Here is an 18,150-nt window from a genome sequence, read left to right on the forward strand (position 1 = left end):
TAAAGACATATTGACAAAATGAAATGCTCGTGCTAGCTTAATTTAAATTGGCTTAAAAAGTCAAGCCTAATCCAGCACTGCGCGATCAAACCCAGCGTGTGGCTGGAGCGGAGGAACCAATTTTCGGGGCTAATTTCTACAGAATTAAAAAGCCAAGTTAAAAATTGCCAAATTTGAGTGTAGTTTTTGATTTTGAAATCTTTAGAGAAGGACATCTCTCAGTCCTAGCCCGTCAGCTAACTTCGCAGGCATTGAGAAGAGACTGAAAAGCCAAATTGCTGAAAAAGATAGTTTGGCTTCGTCAGTGTCTCAGGTTGGTATTGTTCAAGATTATTGTACCTGCCCTGACTCTGAAGGAGATTGAAATGTTCATACAGCTTAATTTATCTGCGATCGCACTTGCAGGAGTTGCAACGTGGAAGCGCGTCAAACCCGTTGTCATCCGAGATGCTGTTTTGTTACCTGCTGCGGGTTTTTTGGGAATTCTTGGCTTGTGGTGGATTGTTGCCAGCTTCAAAAGCGATTTGATTCCCACTCCGTATCAGGCGTTTATAGCTAATTTAGATTACATATTGCATCCATTTTACCAGCGCGGCCCTGGAGATTTAGGCATTGGCTGGCTGCTGCTAGCGAGTTTGCGACGGGTGTTGGTGGGATTTTTTCTGGGTGCAGCAGTTGCGATTCCCGTGGGATTTACGATCGGGATGTCGAAACCGGCAATGATGGCCCTCAATCCGCTGATTCAAATCTTCAAACCGGTGTCGCCGCTAGCGTGGCTGCCGATAGCTCTATCCATTTTTAATTTAGCAGAGCCGTCGGCAATTTTTGTCATATTCATCACGTCTTTGTGGCCGACAATTATCAATACAGCGTTGGGAGTTTCTAGCGTTTCCCAGGATTATCTGGATGTGGCGCAAGTGTTGGAAATGCCCCGCTGGAGGCGGATTACCAAAATAATTTGGCCGGCGAGTTTGCCATACATTTTTACAGGTTTGCGGATTAGTTTGGGCATTGCTTGGCTGGTGATTGTGGCGGTGGAAATGCTGACAGGCGGTGTGGGAATTGGCTTTTTTGTGTGGGATGAGTGGAGCCGTTTGAATCTGAGTTCGGTATTTTTAGCGGTGTTGGTAATTGGCATAACTGGATTGTTGCTCGACGCTGCTGTTGACAAAGTTCAGGAATTGGTAACGCATCGATCAATCATTAATCATTAGTCATTAGTCAGTTGGCAGTTGTTTGGAAAGCAGTTGTCTGTTGCCAACAGTCAACAGTTAACAGTCAACAGTCAACAGTCAACAGTCAACATTTAAAAGTCATTAGTCCAATTAAATATGAGTGACAAGTTTTCCAATGAATGGAACCGCCGAGAGTTTTTGCAAGGAATGGTAGCGGCGGCGGCGGGAATGGCTTTATCTGGTTGTGCAATTAGCGCGGATCGATCGGCAAAAGGACTGACAGAAGAAGCCTTAGCCGTAAAGCCGGTTGTCGATTCCCGAACCTTAGAAAAACCAAATTTAACCGTAGGATACGTGCCCGTTAACGATTGTGCACCATTTGCGATCGCCTGGAAAAAAGGCTTTTTCCGCAAATACGGTTTAAACGTCCAACTAAACCGCGAAGCAAGCTGGGCAACCTCCCGCGACGGCGTAATCTTCGGCCGCCTCGACGCCTCCCCAGTAGTATCCGGCGCCGTCACAAACGCCCGAGTTGGCGCCGAAGGAGCGCGCCACGCACCCCTGTGTGCGGCAATGACAATTCACCGCCACGGCAACGCCATGACGATGAACAAAGCTATGTGGGATTCCGGTTTGCGCCCGTGGCACGAATACAACGGCAATTTAGAAGAATTTGGCAAACAATTTCGAGCCTTTTTTGACAGTCAGCCGTCGGAAAACAGGGTTTGGGCAGTGGTTCTGAGTTCTGCGATTTACGAATACTTTGTCCGCTACATATCGGCGGCTGCCGGTGTCGATCCGTTCAAAGAATTTCGGGTAATTATTGTGCCGCCGCCGCAGATGGTAACCAACATCAGGATTGGCGCCATGCAGGCTTACATGGTGGCAGAACCTTGGAATACGCGGGCAATTCAAGGCAATTTGGGAGTGGGTTTTACCTTCGTGCAAGGCAAGGAAGTTTGGCTGGGACATCCCGATCGCCTTTTGGGAGTAATGGAATCATTCATTGAGGAAAATCCCAAAACTTATTACTCGCTGGTTAAGGCAATGGTGGAAGCTTGTCAGTATTGCAGCAACCCGGAAAATCGCAATGAAATATCGGCGCTGCTGACAGAGCGATCGTTTACGGGGGCGAGACCGAAAAAAGGGGCGATCGACAAATTTACGCGACCGGCAATAGTTGGCGACTACAACTATGGAGGGTTTGACGAAAAAGATCGCACCATACAATCGGAAGATGCAACTATTTTCTATGACATTCCTAAGAATTTGCCTCAAATACCCGGAAATCATTCAACATTTATGTGGCAGTCTCAGAGTATTTGGTTGATGACTCAAGCCGCTCGCTGGGGACAGATTAAGGAGGTGCCAAAAAATGCTGAGGAATTAGCTAAAAAAGCTTGGAGAACCGACCTTTACCGCAAGATTGTTGCCGAAATGGGGATCGATTGTCCCCAGGAGGATTACCAAGTGGAACCTGCGGAACTTTTTATTGATAAAAAGGCATTTGATCCTAGCGATCCGGTGGGTTATTTGAATAGTTTTGAAATTCGAGCCAACCGCCCTCAGTCTTTTTTTCAGTCTTAATGTTTGACATCTTGCGCTTTTCCGACCGTCCCCCCAGGGACATAAGTCCCTGGCTAATAGCTAAAGTCGGTTGAAACAGACTAAAATATTTTAGAAATTACGAAACCGGAAGGAAATCAAATTAACACTTTACTACTTTTTAGGAGAATACCGTGACTCAATACTTTTCTACTTCTATCGAAGCCAGCAGCCAAGTCCAGAATCACCCTGAATTTCTGGAAATTAACAACTTGTTCAAGTCGTATAAAACTGCTGACGGTAGCGAATTTAGCGTTTTGGAAAATATCAATTTAAGTATTGGAGAAAACGAATATATTTCGGTAATCGGTCACTCGGGTTGCGGCAAATCAACGCTGCTAAAAATAGTTGCCGGTTTGGAAAAACAGAGCGCGGGAATGGTGACACTGGAAGGAAAAGAAATTCGCAAACCGGGAGCCGATCGCATGATGGTATTTCAGCACTATGGATTGCTGCCTTGGCTGACGGTGCGGGAAAATATTCGGCTGGCAGTTGATGAAGTTTTGCGAAGTCTTAGCCGCCCGGAGAAGATTAGTCTTGTCAACGAACATCTAGCAATGGTAAACTTAACATCGGCAGCCGATAAATATCCAGACGAGATTTCAGGGGGCATGAAACAGCGAGTAGGAATTGCGCGAGCTTTGGCGATTCGACCAAAAATGTTATTAATGGACGAACCGTTTGGAGCACTGGATGCTCTAACTCGCGGCAAGTTGCAGAAACAAGTGCTGGATATTTGGGAAAATCACAGACAAGCTGCAATGATGATTACTCACGATGTGGATGAAGCTATCTATATGTCCGATCGCATTGTGCTGATGACAAACGGCCCGGCGGCGACAATAGGGGAGATTTTGTCAGTGCCGTTTGCGCGCCCGCGCGATCGCCAAGAGTTGCGGGAATCGAAGGAGTATTACGACATCCGCAACTATGCTTTGAATTTTCTCGATCGCTACTTTACTCAAGACGAATAACACCCGACGGATCGACATAACAATTTACTTAAGAGAGGTTAAGCCTGTGAATCTCAAAACAATGTTAGCGCGTTTTGAAAGTGCATTGGGATACCAAAATTTAGCAGAAGAAATGGTGTTGCTGCCGGAGCCAACCTTACCAGTTTCTAAGAAATCCAAATCCCCAAAACAGGCAAAAACTATCAATTTTATTGTCGGTTACAACAGTTCTCCCCAAAGTCAAATAGCTCTGGATATTACCCTTTGGATGGCGCATCAAACTCGTTTAGTAACAACTAAAGAAGTCACGGTTCAAGTCGTCTACGTGATCGACGAATCGCCAAAAACTTACCGCGAAGATACTTGCAAATTGGCTGTAGCAAATGCCTTGGCTGCACAGCAGAAAGTGTCTGATTTAGAGGAAACATTCGCCCTTAGTTGTGCCGCGCCTGCGCTCGCTTTACCAACCGAAATCCCATCGGTATCCCAGGAAAAAACTTGGCTCGATCCGCATTATTTCCAAGCAATTTATGGTCAAAATAATGAGTACGAGGTAGCAGATAAGTTGCTGTGGCAAGCGCGCTGTTTGGCTGAGGAGTGGCGCGGCTTATTCAAAGCTCATTTACGCATCGGGCGGGTTGCTACAGAACTGAGAAAGGTGGTTGAATTAGAATCAGCAAATTTACTGTTCTTGGGCTGTGGTTCTGGCAACCATCGGCTGGTTAGGGAACTAGGCAATAATTTTCCCTGCTGCGTACTCGGGATTCCTTCGGCACTCAGCTATCACATGGATGTTCCGCCTGAAGAAAGTTTGAGCAAGTTACAGTTGGCGACAACTATACCTGCACGTTAAACTTGTTCACTCGTTGGGTCAGAATCTAATTATGTAAGGTGCGCTAGGCGCACCCTACGACTATAATTCGCGCGCCCAACCTTTTTTTGCGTAAGTTCTATATCAATTAAAAATTAAAAATGGTTTCCTCGCTCGAAGTCCTAATTATGAGACAATTAGGACTTTTTTTGATTGTGGAGATTTTAAAAATTATCGTCAAGGAAAATTATCGGCACTTATCTGATCGTAGACAGTTCGTTAACTAATTTTATCCTTCCCCGGCACACAGAGCGCAGCAGCCGATCGATCGAGCGTTTGTCTTCCTCAGTCAAATTTTCGTCAAAAATAGCAGCCATCAAACCATACCTATCGGCTATAGTAATGTAGCCATTTTGATTCACTTCGGCAAACAGCTCGCCCAAAGCAGATGGAATCAGGTGGACAGGAGTTTGCATAGTAATTGACTCTCTACTCGACGATCGCGCGATCGGGCGTTTTTGCGGTAACAAAAGGCGATCGCACTATAAAAATTTAGAGTTCTATTGCCTTTCAAAGTGTGACAATAAACAGCAAAATTTGTGATAGGAAACAGGCAAATTTGTGAAGTAAATCACATTTAAAATTTGCGAATTATGATAAAGCTTGCAGGTGCGTTTTAGGGAAGACCGAGCAACTGCAAACTTCATGTTTTCTCAAGATTGAAAATCACCACTTCCTCCACAGGTTCAGCCAACTCAAACTTAAACACCCGGGAATAGAAATAGAATTCGCCGTCAAGAGTTCTTTTAATATTTTCAGCGCGGCGAAAACCGTGGTGTTCCCCTTCATAAGCAACATAAGCAACCGGCAAACCTTTAGCTTTCAATATCTCTACCATCATTTCCGCTTGATTAGGCGGAACCACTTTATCTTCTAATCCTTGAAAAAAGATAACGGGACAAGATAAACGTTCGGCGGAATGAATCGGCGACCGAGCTACATACAAATCTTTTCTTTCAGGATAAGGGCCGATCAATCCATCCAGATAGCGCGCTTCAAATTTGTGAGTATCCGTGGCCAAAGCTTCCAAATCGCTAACTCCATAATAGCTCGCACCGGCCTTAAACACATCGCGGAAAGTAAGAGCGCACAGAGTAGTGTACCCCCCTGCACTGCCTCCGGCGATCGCCATTCTTTCGCCATCAACTAAACCCTTTTGAGCTAAATATTTAGCACCGTTAGCGCAGTCGTCAACATCGACAATTCCCCAACTATCTTGCAGTCTTTTTCTGTATTCTCGGCCGTAACCAGTGCTGCCAGCGTAATTAACATCGAGTACGGCAAAACCGCGACTCGTCCAATATTGAATTTTCAAATTCATGCTGCTAGAAGTAGCAGCAGTTGGGCCACCGTGACTTTTGACGACAAGCGGCGGTTTTTCACCCGCAGGCGCTGCGAAATCTTGATTTTTCGGAGGATAGAAGAAACCGAAAGCAGTTAAATTATTTTCCGTGGGAAATTCAATCGGTTCCGGTACAGAAAGATAACCAGAATCGATGCTTAGATTGCTCGATTTTCGCAATATCTCTAGTTGGTTTGTTGCTAAATTTAATTGGACAATAGCAGTAGATTCAGTCGGCGAACCTGCCAGAAAAACAACTATTTGTCCCTGCGCTTTGACCGACGAAATATCAGTGTAAGGCGTCTCAAGAGTTGTCAAATGCTTTGTCGTTAAATCCAGACTCGCTAAATACCACAAGCCTTGCTGAGTGTAGGTGCAAATAATTTTGCTTTCCGAGACAACGGCATAAGTAGACATTCCAAAAACCCACTGGGGAAGTCCGAATTCAGCCGCCATTTCGCACAGAGGTTCGACCTCTTGCTGTTCCCTCGGCAAGCGGGGATTGACGGTTCTATAAAAATTCCACCAGTTAGACTTGTCAGAAATAAAATACACAACTCCATCGGGCGACCATTCCGGTTGAAAAATCGACTCCTCAACCCCGCCAGCAACTAAGTATTTTTCACCTAAAGAACCGTCAGCATTAATTTCTGCTACCCACAATTCTGTGCCATCCCACGGCATATTTGGATGGTTCCAACAAATCCAGGAAAGTAGAGAACCGTCTGGACTCAAACGAGGGGAAGCATAAAAGTCATTGCCCTGAGTTAAGATTTGAATATCTTCGCCGTTATCTAAATTAATGCTAACAATAGTATTGACAGGTTCGCCCTCGCCTGCATGGTCTTCGCGCACGCAAATCAGACGATTTCTTTGCTTGTCAATTATAACATCTGCATAACGATAATTAGCAGCAGGTGTCAGAGATTGGGGTTGAGAATCTAATGCTTGAGAATAAATACGTTGGTCGGCAAAATGAGAAAAATAGACAACACCGCCAGCAACTGCAAAGGAAGCGCCGCCGTATTCGTTAACGCGAGTGCGAACATTAAAAGGATGCGGTGTCACGTCGTTGATTGTACCGTCAGGAGTGCGCCGCACGAGGACGCTTCTTCCCGCTTCCGAAGGCCTTCCCTCAACCCAATAAATATCATCGCCGTCAATAGCAATTTGTCCGAGTCCGACAGTTCCAGAAACAATTAAATCGGAAGAAATAGGCGATTTCCAAGAGCCGTAAGGTGATACTGTATTCATATAGTTTAGCCAGTTGTGTTTGACGCACAAATAAATTTATATTTGTACTTTACACTAATTCAGTCACCGGGGAAGCAAAATGTCCAAAAAACTCGTACTCATGGATCACGACGGTGCAGTTGACGACTATCTCTCAGTCGTGTTGCTGATGACAATGGAGGAAGTCGAAACTCTGGGAGTAATTGTAACTCCTGCGGACTGCTACATTCAACCGGCCGTGAGTGCTACGCGCAAAATCCTCGATTTGATGGGGCGTTCAGAAGTTCCGGTTGCGGCGAGTACGGTGCGGGGACTCAACCCATTTCCGGTGTTATTTCGGCGAGATTCCTTTGCAGTCGATCGACTTCCCATTCTAAATGAAAAAGGAACCATTGACACGCCGTTAATATCCGAACCCGGACAAAACTTTATGGTACGAGTTTTGCAAGATGCAGCCGAACCAGTCACATTAATGGTAACAGGGCCGTTAACAACAGTAGCGCAAGCTTTAGATATCGCCCCAGAAATTGAAAGCAAAATTCAAGAAATTGTTTGGATGGGAGGCGCCCTCAATGTTATCGGCAATGTTAGCAAAGATATGGAACCCGGACAAGATATGTCGGCGGAATGGAATGCTTACTGGGACCCGATAGCAATCGATAGAATTTGGCAAACCCAAATTCCCGTTGTCATGTGTCCTTTAGATATCACTAATAATGTACCGCTGACTGTAGAATTTTCCAATCTCTTAGCAAGACAGCGCCAATATCCTATTTCCGACTTAGCAGGACAGTGTTATGCCCTAGCAATATCTCAAGATTACTATTTTTGGGACATTTTGGCAACCGCTTATTTAGCGCATCCCGAATTTTACCAACTGCGAGAATGGGAAACAGAAATTATTACCCAAGGCATCAGCCAAGGACGCACAAAAGTTAAAACGGGAGGGCGAAAAATTCAAGCAATGGATAAAGTAGACACAGCCAAATTTTACAACTACATATTAGAACAGTGGGCGAGGTAAAAAACACAATATCGGCTAGAAGTGAGCAAATTCTCAGTACAAAACCCGCCCTGACGCGAATATTTACGGGCGCTTCTCTTCCCTCTCTTCCTCTGCGCCCTCTGCGCCCTCTGCGGTAAAAAAAAACTCCTCTCAAAAATGCTGCCAATTCTATCAATTATCCCCTTAGCCCAAACCCCTCCCGCACCTCAAGAAATCCTCCAAATCCAAGAAGTGCGACCTCTCCCCGGAGAGTTAGACAACATACCAGTATTTAACAGCAACAGTCCCGAAGTAGTGCTGCAAGAAGGAATTTTACTTTCGACATTTCCCCCGGATGGTAAAAGATTTCCGGCGGCACATTTAAACTTTCCGTTTCAAGGACGTTTCGACATTTTTGCCCACCACATAGCCCGCGCACCTTCGCCGGAAGATTTGCGAAGCTTGTATCAAGGAATAATTGTTTACAATCCGGGCAATAAACCCGTAACATTAGATATATTGCAAGCTGCGAGTTATCTCAGTCAACCCGATGCACCTTTTATTGAATTGCCGCCGCAAGTCGATAATTCAAACAGCAATATTTACGCGGGGCCGGGAAGCCGCGCTGTGAATGATATTTTGAGAGGAAGGAGACAGTCTGACTTTGAGCCTGGGTTAATTATTCCACCGGGAAAAAGCCAACTGTTGATGAATCATCCGATACCGGTGCGGGGATTGGTACCGCCGCTAAACGGTCGATCGACCTTGATGCGGTTGCGGAGCGATGGTATAGTCTATGTTGCCAGTCTGGCGATGTTTGCCCGAGTTGACCCAGAGGGAAACGGACAGGGAAACGAGCGATCGCCCAACTTAGCAGAATGGCAAAACTTATTAGACAATGGTAATATAGCCGGGCCGCGCGATCGATCTCCCACACCGCCAGAAATCACCGAAGGTCAACTCATTTACGGCAGAGTTGCCGGTGTAGCATTAGGTTCAGAATGGCGAGCACTTCTCTCAGACAACCCCGCTACATCAAACCTAGCAATTCCCCAACCCGGAACAGCATTTTCCTACCCATTAAGCACCCTCCCGCGCGGAATGCTGGGCACAAATCAAGTGCAAAGTGCGAGAATGTTAGTCCGCTACCCAGATACAGCATACCGCGCCCACGGCAATTACGGAATTAAATACAGTCTCAGCTTGCCGCTGTACAATTCTACCAGCAAAAATCAAACTGTAACTGTCGCAATTCAAACTCCAATTAAGACAGACAAATTAACTTCAGGAGGACTTAATTTTTTAGAACCTCCGGCACCTCAAACTTTTTTTAGGGGAACGGTCAGAGTGCGGTATACTGATGACAATAAAGTGCCTCAAACTCGCTACGTGCATTTAGTGCAGCGGCGCGGACAGCAGGGGGAACCTTTGGTAAAATTAGAGATGAAATCAGGAGAAAAGCGACTTGTAGAAGTGGATTTTATTTATCCGCCCGATTCGTCGCCGCCACAAGTTTTGACAGTGAAAACAAATTAAATTTTAGAGGCTGCTAGGGGTAGGCAGACGCCTACAAAGACAATGGGTAATTAACCAGATTTTTTTTATTTTTGCGCTGCGCGGAATTGATTTGTCCCTAGTTGCTATCGGCAAAAAAAAGATGAACTTATCAAAAAAATTCTGGATTATTGCTTGTTTTGTGTACGTTTTAATTCTTCTGAGTATCATGCTTTTAGCAGATACGGGGAACTTAGTCAACTTTCCTCTCGCTCATCCGCCTTATGACAAACTCGGCCACTTTATTTTGTACGGAATAGCATCTTTTCTGTGCCATAGAGCAACTGGCAAAAAAAAGATGAATTTGTTTAATTATTCAATTCCTTTCGGACCGGCAATTTTTACCCTGTTCACTGCTGCGGAAGAAATTCTGCAAGCGATTTTACCAAATCGTAGCGCTAGTATTGAAGATTTTTTATTTAGTTTTGGCGGGATTGCAGTTTTTTATTGGATTGGAGAAGTTTGGGATAGAAGAAAAGGGCATTGATGATACAGAAGGAAGTTCGGCAACGGATTCTCTAACGGATGTAACGGATGTCAGGAAGAAGGAAGTTCGGCAACGGATTCGCTTTCTGAGGATGTACGGATGTCAGGAAGAAGGAAGAAGGAAGTTTGTATGGTTCGCCATGCGAACTGATTGACGAGTGTCATCAACTTTTGTCAATGGTGACTCTGCCCGCACTGGTAAAGAGATATTTGCAGCCTAAACTGGAGCAACTGTCAATACGCTGGCTGCTGCGACCGCAGTTAAAATTTGATTTTTTTTTGAACTTGTTTAAGATTAGCAATTAACCGGGATTTCCCCTCTCGACCATGTGTTTGAGAGCGTTTAATCACTTTCTTCCAAAAAGGTTTGTACTCGACCGTTCGGTCGCAAAACAACTCGAATTTTCGGGTTTTTGCCATTAGAAACGGCAGAAACAAACGGCTCGCCGACTAATGGCATATTAATTTGCTCGATATAATCGGCTGCTGCTTTTCCCATCGGCACAATAGTTTGAACTGACCCATTTTCATCGATCAGCACGCTGTATTCCAAAGTTTGTTCCATTCCTTCTGGAGGTTTCCAGCGTTCCTCAAAGTAAGTTCTAGCTTCTGAAACTTGAGGAATTGTATCAAATAAAGTGCGGTTTTTTTGACTCGCCGCGGCCTGGTTGTTGTCCTCGGGCTCGGCTGGGGGTTGAGCGTCCTCAAGGGGCGGGAGTTCGGTACTGGCGGGGGGGACAATCGGCTCGATGGGGCGGGGGGAGGGTTGCGGCGGGGGAACGGGAAATCGGGAAGCAGACAGGGAGGGCGGCAGGGGGGGCGGTACGGCGGGAGCTAGTCTCGGCGGTAGGGGGGGCAGCACGTAGGGTACTGGTGCGGGTGCTTGGCGGGCAGAAATGGGCGGTTCTTCGGGGGCGGGAATAGTGATTGTTTGCCCTTGAGGGAAAGCTGGGGCGCTCTGTGGGGGGCTGGCTGCGCTGCCGTTGGCGGGAAATAGCAGGGGTGGCTGCTGGATGGGGCTGGGTTTGTTGCTGGGGGGATTTGGGGCGAGGGCGATGGGGGGCAAGCTGGGGCTGGGGGAGGCGGCGGTGTTGATGGGCGGGGGCGGCAGGGGCGGTAAACCGGGTGTGGCTGCGGGTGTTGGTGCTGCGGGTGTCGGTACGGCGGGAACTGGACTGGGGGAGACGCCGGCAGCTAGCTGGGGGTTTCCTGGATCGGTGCTCAATTGTGGATTGGCGGGGGCTGAGGCGGTTTGGGGGGAGGTGGCGGTCCGATCGAGCATTTTGATAATTCCTGTCGTCAGACCCGCACTGGCGACCATCATGGCTGCCACCTTAAGCCAGGGTGAAGACAGCGGCCCTCGGGGCTCGCGGTTGAGGTTGGGAAGCGCCATCACTTCGGCGGCGCAGTCATCTAGTGCTGTGGCTAAGTCAAACAGTTGCAGGGTGCTCAATTTTACTACCGGCCCGGATTCTGCGGCGCTCAAAGAGCCTAAAAACAAGTTGTGGGCGAGCAAGCCGCGGGGTTCTAAGCGGGGGGGAACCGGAAGGTAGGAGGTGTTCGGGGCGGAAGTTGCTAGTTCGGAAGTGTGGACGGCTCGATCGAATATAACGGCATTACGGCCGACTTCTGGCGAGTCTGGACCTGCAGCGGTACGATCGGTTTCAGAGTTAAGGTTGCTTTCCCAATCGCGGGATTCGCCGAGCAAGTTTTGGACGTAGTTGCTGACAGCTTCGTGGAGGGTTTCGAGTTGAATTCGATCGCCCCTGAGAGTAACGTGTTCGGTATCTGGCAGCCTGGGGTCGTCTAGTCGCAGCTCGAAACTTAAAGATTTAAACACCGGTTGGCCCGCCCAGCGAGATAGAGGCGAACTTTTGGCTGTAATTTCCAGCGTGCAAGTGGGGGGCGTGTACCGTTTGAGAACCATAGCAGAAAGTCTGTTGACTGTTGACCGTTGACTGTTGACTGTTGACTGTTGACCGTTGACTGTTGACCGTTGACTGTTGTTTAATTTTTAGCGCGGTCTAGAAGAGCCAGCCAGAGGCGGCGGTGGCCGCCGGGACTGCTGTAAAACAGCAAATCGATCAGGAGTTTGAGGGCCAAATCACTCAGTTCTCGGGCCGATAAATTTTCTGCATCTTCCATGCGCGAGCCATAAGTGTTGCTGAACCTGTCAATATAATCTCCCAGCAAAGCGATTGTGTGAGGTTCGCGGTTTTGCTCTGCCATTTGTTCGAGCAAAGCAACAGCGCGGCGGATTAAAGCTTGGTGCTGTTTTGCCAAATGACAGCTTATCAAAACGAGCGATCGAGCTTCTTCCACATCGAGTTTTTTTCGCCCTCCGTGGCCTTTCCGCAGCGGGTTAGATTGGCGCAGCCGCCACAAAGCTACCCGATCGGCTACCATTGGCTCTAAATTCAGTTCGGCTGCTACCTTGAGCATCGCCTCTGAGCCAATTTCTGCCAGTGCTTCTAGGGCTAACAGCACTAAATCCAGTTGGGCTTTAATGTTGTCCAACTGGGTAGGTTCTGGTGCTTTTCGGGTCAATTCTTCCCAGTTGGGAGATTGGCCCGTTTCGTTTGTGGGAGCGGAGGGCTTTACGGTCGAGCGCATGGCTTCAGCACGGGAAATTAAGACAGGTTGAGGCAGGATATCAAACAGTATGCAGTGATGACAGCTTTGCGGCCTGTGGGCAACAGCACATCTGTTAATTTGTCTCCATAGCTCGTTGCTTTGATTCCGGCAATCCTAACTGCTGGACGGAGTTGCGGGCTAAAAGTTGCGGCTTCAAGTTCGATCGATCACAATCCGCAAAACCCATAGATTTTTACTTCTAACCATCCTACCCCGCAGAGTGACCGAAATCAAATCAGTGCTTTGAAACTATCGGGACTTATATCAATGCAAATATCCTAGCGCTCTCGAATGCTACTTATAGTCTGTCGCTACTTATAGTCTGTCAGATTATAGTTGTCATTGCTTCATCTGGCGCCATCTATGGATATTACGGAGCAATTTGGTAAAAAAGTTAGACATTTCAGAAAGCTCAGAAATCTTTCCCAAGATCAGCTTGCAGAACTATCGGAATTACATCGCACCTATATTGGTTCAGTTGAACGAGGTGAAAGGAATATAACGCTACTTAATGCCAGCAAAATAGCCAAGGCATTATCCGTTAGTCTAGCTGAACTGGTAACTGCTGATGACTGAAAGAAGACTAGAGCAAATTTTAGCAAGATACCAAAACTCATTTACCGAAAAAATTTATGCAGAAGAGAATGAAGAACACGATATTTTAATGGATGTGTTTGGTATTTCTCCAATAATAAAAAAAGAAAATAGGCAATATTGGGGACGTGAGTTAGGTATGTGTTGGCAATTGTTAGTTACTGAAACGTGTAAAACATATTGCAGTAGCTTTCAGCCAGCATTTAAAGTTGGAAGCGATGAGCCGTGCGATCTAATTGTTGATGGGTACGCAATAGATACAAAATATCGTATTGGCTCAGGAGACTCTGGAACGCTGAAAAAGTTCAAATCTTATGGCCAACTACTTCGTACTTATAATTACGAACCCGTATTTTTAATTCTCAGACAATATAATTTGTCCGCAGCTATTACAGCGTGCCAAGTAGGGACTTGGAAAGTTTACACTGGGGAGGATTCGTTTGAGTTCATAAAAACAATAAGCGGGTTTGATTTAAAGTCATTTCTTATTGAAAAAGTGGGAGAATTCCCTGTATACCGCTGAAACTATCAAGGCGCTTGTTGATAATCTCTATGTAGTCAGGTACAATTTCAATGCCCACATACCTAATGCCAAATTCTTGCGCCGCCAGCAATGTGGTTCCTGATCCTGCGAAAGGATCGATTAGAATAGAATTTTCCAAACGCGGTACAAATATTTCGACCAGCTTTCTCATTAGAGCGATTGGTTTAACTGTGCAATGGACGTTAAACTCCTCGGTTTTCTCACGCTGTATACCTTCTAAAATATTTGACTGAAAACCACCGAACTGATCTTTAGTATAAAATAGACCAGTACCATACTCCTGTAGAGTTTCCAAGTAATTATTGACCAGTGGTTTTTGAAGTACGCAGATTGCTTCCCATTCGTTCCTCAGACAACTGTGCCAACCATCCCATTGTTCAGAATTTTCATATCCTTTCTTCTCTAACTGTTGTTTGATATTGACACCTTTAGGAATACCACTCGATCTTTTATAAACAAGAATATCTCTCGCATAAAAACCAGCACTTTCAAGTGCTACTTGTACGTGAGCAACCGTTCGTGTGCTGTTGAAAACTAAAACTGTCGCACCCGGTTTGCAGATCCGAAAAAGCTGCTCACCCCACTCAAAGCACCACTTTTCATAATCCAGAGTGTTGTTGCGATTCCTTTGATACCATTTTTGGTTTCTGACTCCGCCTGCTAAACCACTGCCATAGGGAATGTTTTTAACAAGGGTTTTATTTCCCTTGCCATTGACTCTTTCAATACGCCTTTGAATTTCTGAGTCATCCCATTTATGACCAATAAATTCATAATTATAAGGTGGGTCAGTGATACACGCAGAAATATAATTATCTGGCAATGTCTTCATCACTTCACGACAGTCGCCAACCAAAACTTCATTTGAGGGAGTTTTTTTCATTAGTCAGGCAGTTACTAAAGTGGGAAAGCAACTCTTAATTATTCCACATTTGCAGTATAGTATCCATTCCGGTTGCATCAGTATGATATGTTCCTTGCGACTTGTTTTGCGGCAGACAACTATATAATTACGAGTCAACCGGAAATGCGTAAATCCTGACTATTTCAAATAAACCACCGTCACACCTGCGCCTCCTTCTTTTTGACTGGCGAGCTCAAAGCGGGAAACCTGCGGGTGATTCGCGAGGAACTCGTGAACCCCGCGCCGCAACTGTCCCGTACCTTTGCCGTGAATTATCCACAGCACTCCGTATTCCACGGCTTTGGAAAGAGCTCTGTCTATTTCGATTTCTGCGTCTGAGACTCTCGCACCCCGTAGGTCGATCGAATTATTAGCAGTGCGGATGGCGATTTCGGGATTGGGTTTTGCAGGTTCCGCCGCTGCTTGCTTAGCTTTAGCCGTAGCGAGTGCTTGTGCTTGGGCGGCCGCCTTGGCTAATTGAGCTTTAGTTTCCGGTTTTTGACCGTCGAGGGATTCAATTTCTCCTAGTTTGACAGTCATTTTCATAATCCCAAACCGCACGCTCAACTCTTCGTTAGCGTCGGGGCCGCTGAGGACTTCGGCGGTTTGGCCCAAGCTGGGAATGCGGATGCGATCGCCCACTTTCGGCATAAAACTCGGTTTGGGTTTAGCCGGTTGTTGCCGAGAGGGCAGATGTTTTTCAGAAATTTGATTTAAAGTATCTGTCGCTTGTTGAGCATTTTGAGCCGTCTGGTTGCCCGACTGCAAGCGACGAATGATTTGAGCAATTTCTGATTTTGCCGACCCTATCGCCTCATTTACTGCCACTTCCTGAGCTATTTTTAGTTCTCGCTCCCGCTCTTGCAAAGCGGCTGCTTTTTGAGAAACTTCTCTGTGCAGTTTTTCGGTTTGGTGTAGCAGTTGAGTTGCTTCTCTGGCCTTGGTTTCCTGTTTCCGGCGCTGTGCTTCGAGTCCAGCAATCACTTGATTAACATCTTGAGAGGCTCCCCCGACATAGGTTTGAGCTTCTTCGACTATGGATGCTAGCAAACCGAGTCTTTTGGCAATGGTGAGGGCGTTGGAACGTCCGGGAATTCCCCACAGCAAGCGATAGGTTGGCTGCATGGAATTGTCGTCAAATTCTACTGAGGCATTTTCAAAGCGGGAGTCTTGATATTTGAGGGCTTTGAGTTCGCCAAAGTGGGTAGTTGCAACTGTTAATAGGGAATGTTGGGCGAGGTATTGCAACAGGGCGATCGCCAATGCACTGCCTTCTGAGGGGTCTGTCCCCGCTCCTACTTCGTCTAACAAAACTAAAGATTTGGGAATTGGTAATTGGGAATTGGTAATTGGGATTTGGGGTTTGGGAATTTGTAATTTAGGTTTGAGGATTGGGAGAGCAGAAACAGTGTTCTGTGTATCTGTGACTTCTTCGTCTTGCTGTTGGGAATTAGTAATTGTCAGGTTTGATTTTTCTTCCCCTTCAGCCTGAGATTTATTTTGTAAAACTTCTAAAATGCGGCTGATGCGGCGGATATGGCCGGAGAAAGTAGACAAACTTTGCTGCAAAGATTGTTCGTCACCAATATCGGCCAAAATATTGTCGAACCAAGGCAATTCTACGGGTTCGCGGGCGGCAACAAACATTCCTGCTTTCGCCATTAAAGCTGCCAAGCCCAAGGTCTTGAGGGTAACAGTTTTGCCGCCAGTGTTGGGGCCAGTGATGGCGACGACGCGGATGTGCGGCCCGATCGTTAAATCGACCGGCACGACTGGAAAGCCTTGCTCGTGCTGTTGCTGCCAAACTAATAAAGGATGGCGCAACTGGCGCAGGGTAATTTGCGATCGCAGGTTGCGAATTAATAATTGACTGTTTTCTGAGTTTTCTTCATCTTCTTTTTCTTCTTTTTCCTCATCTTCTTTTTCGGGATTTTTTGGTGCTAATTCTGGCTCTCCCAATTCGATAAATTTCGGCGGATTTGCTTGCAACCAAAAACTATAACGCGCTTTAGCGGCCGCTAAATCTAAAGTTGTAACTACAACCACCAATCTGTCTAAATCGGGTTTTACTGCTGCGACTTGCTCGGTGAGGGCGCGGCGGACTGCTTCTTCTTCAGCTTGTTCTTGCCTGAGCAGCTGCCGCATTTGGTTGTTAAGATTGACTGTGCTGTGGGGTTCTACGTACAGTGTCGCGCCGCTGGCCGAGGAGTCGTGAACGATGCCCGGTATGGCATCTTTTTGGGGAGCTTTGACGGGAATGACAAAGCGTCCGCTTCTTTGGGTAATTAGCTGTTCTTGTACGGCGTTGGATTGGCGCTGCAAAATCCCCTGCAATATTTGATAAATGCGATCGCGCAACTGTCGCATTTGAACTCTAATTCCTGCTAATTTAGGAGTTGCTCTGTCTGCTACTTGAGCGCGATCGTCTATACAGCGATGGATTTCTTGCTCTAGTTCCGGATAAGTCCGCAATTGGGCTGCCAGTTCTTTGAGCGTCGGCACATCTGCCTGAGAGTCAATTATCCGGCGCAATTGCCTTGCTCCGGCGAGGGTAGTAGCAATTGCCAGCAATTCTTCGCCGCTGAGCAAACCTTGGAGTTCGGCTCGCTGCAGGGAAGTGCCGATGTCTTGGATTCCTTCAAAACTCAAAGCACCGCCAGCGCGGCTCTCTAACTGATAAGTTTCCTGAGTTTGGGCGAGGAGTTCGGCTGTTTGAGCTTGAGTTGCCGGGATTTCGAGGTCGAGAGCGGCGGCGACGCCGAGTTTGGTGGCCGCGAAGGTAGCCAAGTGCTGACACAGGCGCGGCCATTCTAATAGTTCGAGTGTTTCGGCTTGAATCAAAGTTGAGGTGGTGTTGGTAATTGGCATTCTCAGGCGCTGACCGAGAAGGTGAATTTGACGATACTATTAATTGATTTTAAAGTTTTTTATTGTTTCCTGGCGCAACTTGAGAAAGTATCTGCGATCGCCCTCAGCAGTCTTTCGGCAGAAAGCTCTGATGTACCATTAATTACGAAGGAGAAAATTTGCATTTTTGCATTGCCCGTCTAAAATTATACCTTCTCGTGATACCAGTCCTCAAAAAATATGCAACTGTAGGCAAGCTCCCAACTATTATTATACAGTAAGTCATTCCCAATTTTTTAGTCTAAAATATAAAATCTAAAATGGTATGAGCTATTTTTGGTTTTGAGGGATAGGGCATCGGCTGTTTTTAGATGGAATTGAACTATTTTGGAATTTTAAATCTGTCAGCGCAATTCTGGCGGT

The 18,150-nt window shown here is 46.5% G+C and carries 15 protein-coding genes and 1 riboswitch; of the genes, 9 read left to right on the forward strand and 6 right to left on the reverse strand.

Going from position 1 to position 18,150, the window contains the following annotated elements; genetic code table 11:
* Positions 1-53: 53 nt before the first annotated feature.
* Positions 54-266: riboswitch (cyclic di-AMP (ydaO/yuaA leader) on the forward strand.
* 99 nt (positions 267-365) lie between these two features.
* The 4 genes from ntrB (at position 366) to QUB33_RS08205 (ending at position 4,586) form a co-directional block, all read left to right on the forward strand.
* Positions 366-1,214, forward strand: a complete 849-nt coding sequence (gene ntrB, locus QUB33_RS08190; protein ID WP_333349294.1) for a nitrate ABC transporter permease — start codon at positions 366-368, stop codon at positions 1,212-1,214.
* A 117-nt stretch (positions 1,215-1,331) separates the two neighbouring features.
* Entirely contained in the window at positions 1,332-2,762 is a 1,431-nt protein-coding gene (locus QUB33_RS08195; RefSeq protein ID WP_333349296.1) for an ABC transporter substrate-binding protein, read from the forward strand.
* Between the two features lie 152 nt (positions 2,763-2,914).
* Positions 2,915-3,754 (forward strand): nitrate ABC transporter ATP-binding protein, encoded by an 840-nt coding sequence (locus QUB33_RS08200; RefSeq protein ID WP_333349298.1) that lies wholly within the window; start codon positions 2,915-2,917, stop codon positions 3,752-3,754.
* A gap of 46 nt (positions 3,755-3,800) precedes the next feature.
* Entirely contained in the window at positions 3,801-4,586 is a 786-nt protein-coding gene (locus QUB33_RS08205) for a universal stress protein (RefSeq protein WP_333349300.1), read from the forward strand.
* 215 nt (positions 4,587-4,801) lie between these two features.
* On the opposite strand, the gene QUB33_RS08210 is transcribed toward QUB33_RS08205, so the two are convergent.
* Both QUB33_RS08210 and QUB33_RS08215 read right to left on the reverse strand, forming a co-directional pair.
* Complete coding sequence (locus QUB33_RS08210; RefSeq protein ID WP_333349302.1) at positions 4,802-5,020, reverse strand: hypothetical protein; 219 nt, start codon at positions 5,018-5,020, stop codon at positions 4,802-4,804.
* A gap of 227 nt (positions 5,021-5,247) precedes the next feature.
* Positions 5,248-7,200 (reverse strand): S9 family peptidase, encoded by a 1,953-nt coding sequence (locus tag QUB33_RS08215; RefSeq protein ID WP_333349304.1) that lies wholly within the window; start codon positions 7,198-7,200, stop codon positions 5,248-5,250.
* A gap of 79 nt (positions 7,201-7,279) precedes the next feature.
* Between QUB33_RS08215 and QUB33_RS08220 the strand changes: the two genes are divergently transcribed.
* The 3 genes from QUB33_RS08220 to QUB33_RS08230 all read left to right on the forward strand — a co-directional run bounded on the left by QUB33_RS08220 (position 7,280) and on the right by QUB33_RS08230 (position 10,205).
* Positions 7,280-8,203, forward strand: a complete 924-nt coding sequence (locus QUB33_RS08220) for a nucleoside hydrolase (RefSeq protein ID WP_333349306.1) — start codon at positions 7,280-7,282, stop codon at positions 8,201-8,203.
* Between the two features lie 138 nt (positions 8,204-8,341).
* Entirely contained in the window at positions 8,342-9,700 is a 1,359-nt protein-coding gene (locus QUB33_RS08225; protein WP_333349308.1) for a DUF3370 domain-containing protein, read from the forward strand.
* A gap of 121 nt (positions 9,701-9,821) precedes the next feature.
* Positions 9,822-10,205 carry a VanZ family protein gene (locus QUB33_RS08230; RefSeq protein WP_333349311.1) on the forward strand — a complete coding sequence of 128 codons (384 nt, stop codon included), beginning with the start codon at positions 9,822-9,824 and terminating at the stop codon, positions 10,203-10,205.
* Positions 10,206-10,547: 342 nt separating this feature from the next.
* Here the strand turns inward: QUB33_RS08230 and QUB33_RS08235 are convergent, their stop codons facing one another.
* The gene (locus QUB33_RS08235) at positions 10,548-12,131 is read right to left on the reverse strand and encodes a DUF4335 domain-containing protein (protein ID WP_333349313.1); all 1,584 of its coding nucleotides are present in this window, start codon (positions 12,129-12,131) and stop codon (positions 10,548-10,550) included.
* A gap of 80 nt (positions 12,132-12,211) precedes the next feature.
* Positions 12,212-12,817 (reverse strand): DUF3038 domain-containing protein, encoded by a 606-nt coding sequence (locus QUB33_RS08240; protein WP_333179222.1) that lies wholly within the window; start codon positions 12,815-12,817, stop codon positions 12,212-12,214.
* Between the two features lie 384 nt (positions 12,818-13,201).
* Between QUB33_RS08240 and QUB33_RS08245 the strand changes: the two genes are divergently transcribed.
* Together QUB33_RS08245 and QUB33_RS08250 are read left to right on the forward strand one after the other, a co-directional pair.
* Positions 13,202-13,414 carry a helix-turn-helix transcriptional regulator gene (locus tag QUB33_RS08245; protein WP_333044298.1) on the forward strand — a complete coding sequence of 71 codons (213 nt, stop codon included), beginning with the start codon at positions 13,202-13,204 and terminating at the stop codon, positions 13,412-13,414.
* Positions 13,407-13,955, forward strand: coding sequence for a hypothetical protein (locus tag QUB33_RS08250; RefSeq protein ID WP_333349314.1), 549 nt, complete (start codon positions 13,407-13,409; stop codon positions 13,953-13,955). The genes QUB33_RS08245 and QUB33_RS08250 overlap by 8 nt, the downstream gene beginning before the upstream one ends.
* On the opposite strand, the gene QUB33_RS08255 is transcribed toward QUB33_RS08250, so the two are convergent.
* Complete coding sequence (locus QUB33_RS08255) at positions 13,918-14,859, reverse strand: site-specific DNA-methyltransferase (protein WP_333349316.1); 942 nt, start codon at positions 14,857-14,859, stop codon at positions 13,918-13,920. The two genes, QUB33_RS08250 and QUB33_RS08255, sit on opposite strands and share 38 nt — an antisense overlap.
* 159 nt (positions 14,860-15,018) lie before the next feature.
* Positions 15,019-17,721, reverse strand: coding sequence for an endonuclease MutS2 (locus QUB33_RS08260; RefSeq protein WP_333349382.1), 2,703 nt, complete (start codon positions 17,719-17,721; stop codon positions 15,019-15,021).
* Positions 17,722-18,150: the final 429 nt, after the last annotated feature.

This window comes from Microcoleus sp. B3-A4, from assembly GCF_036705385.1.
GTDB lineage: Bacteria > Cyanobacteriota > Cyanobacteriia > Cyanobacteriales > Microcoleaceae > Microcoleus.

Coding starts and splice junctions, on each gene's coding strand:
- ntrB (WP_333349294.1), top strand. CDS start 366: ATGTTCATACAGCTTAATTTATCTGCGATCGCACTTGCAGGAGTTGCA.
- QUB33_RS08195 (WP_333349296.1), top strand. CDS start 1,332: ATGAGTGACAAGTTTTCCAATGAATGGAACCGCCGAGAGTTTTTGCAA.
- QUB33_RS08210 (WP_333349302.1), bottom strand. CDS start 5,020: ATGCAAACTCCTGTCCACCTGATTCCATCTGCTTTGGGCGAGCTGTTT.
- QUB33_RS08215 (WP_333349304.1), bottom strand. CDS start 7,200: ATGAATACAGTATCACCTTACGGCTCTTGGAAATCGCCTATTTCTTCC.
- QUB33_RS08220 (WP_333349306.1), top strand. CDS start 7,280: ATGTCCAAAAAACTCGTACTCATGGATCACGACGGTGCAGTTGACGAC.
- QUB33_RS08225 (WP_333349308.1), top strand. CDS start 8,342: ATGCTGCCAATTCTATCAATTATCCCCTTAGCCCAAACCCCTCCCGCA.
- QUB33_RS08230 (WP_333349311.1), top strand. CDS start 9,822: ATGAACTTATCAAAAAAATTCTGGATTATTGCTTGTTTTGTGTACGTT.
- QUB33_RS08235 (WP_333349313.1), bottom strand. CDS start 12,131: ATGGTTCTCAAACGGTACACGCCCCCCACTTGCACGCTGGAAATTACA.
- QUB33_RS08240 (WP_333179222.1), bottom strand. CDS start 12,817: ATGCGCTCGACCGTAAAGCCCTCCGCTCCCACAAACGAAACGGGCCAA.
- QUB33_RS08245 (WP_333044298.1), top strand. CDS start 13,202: ATGGATATTACGGAGCAATTTGGTAAAAAAGTTAGACATTTCAGAAAG.
- QUB33_RS08250 (WP_333349314.1), top strand. CDS start 13,407: ATGACTGAAAGAAGACTAGAGCAAATTTTAGCAAGATACCAAAACTCA.
- QUB33_RS08255 (WP_333349316.1), bottom strand. CDS start 14,859: ATGAAAAAAACTCCCTCAAATGAAGTTTTGGTTGGCGACTGTCGTGAA.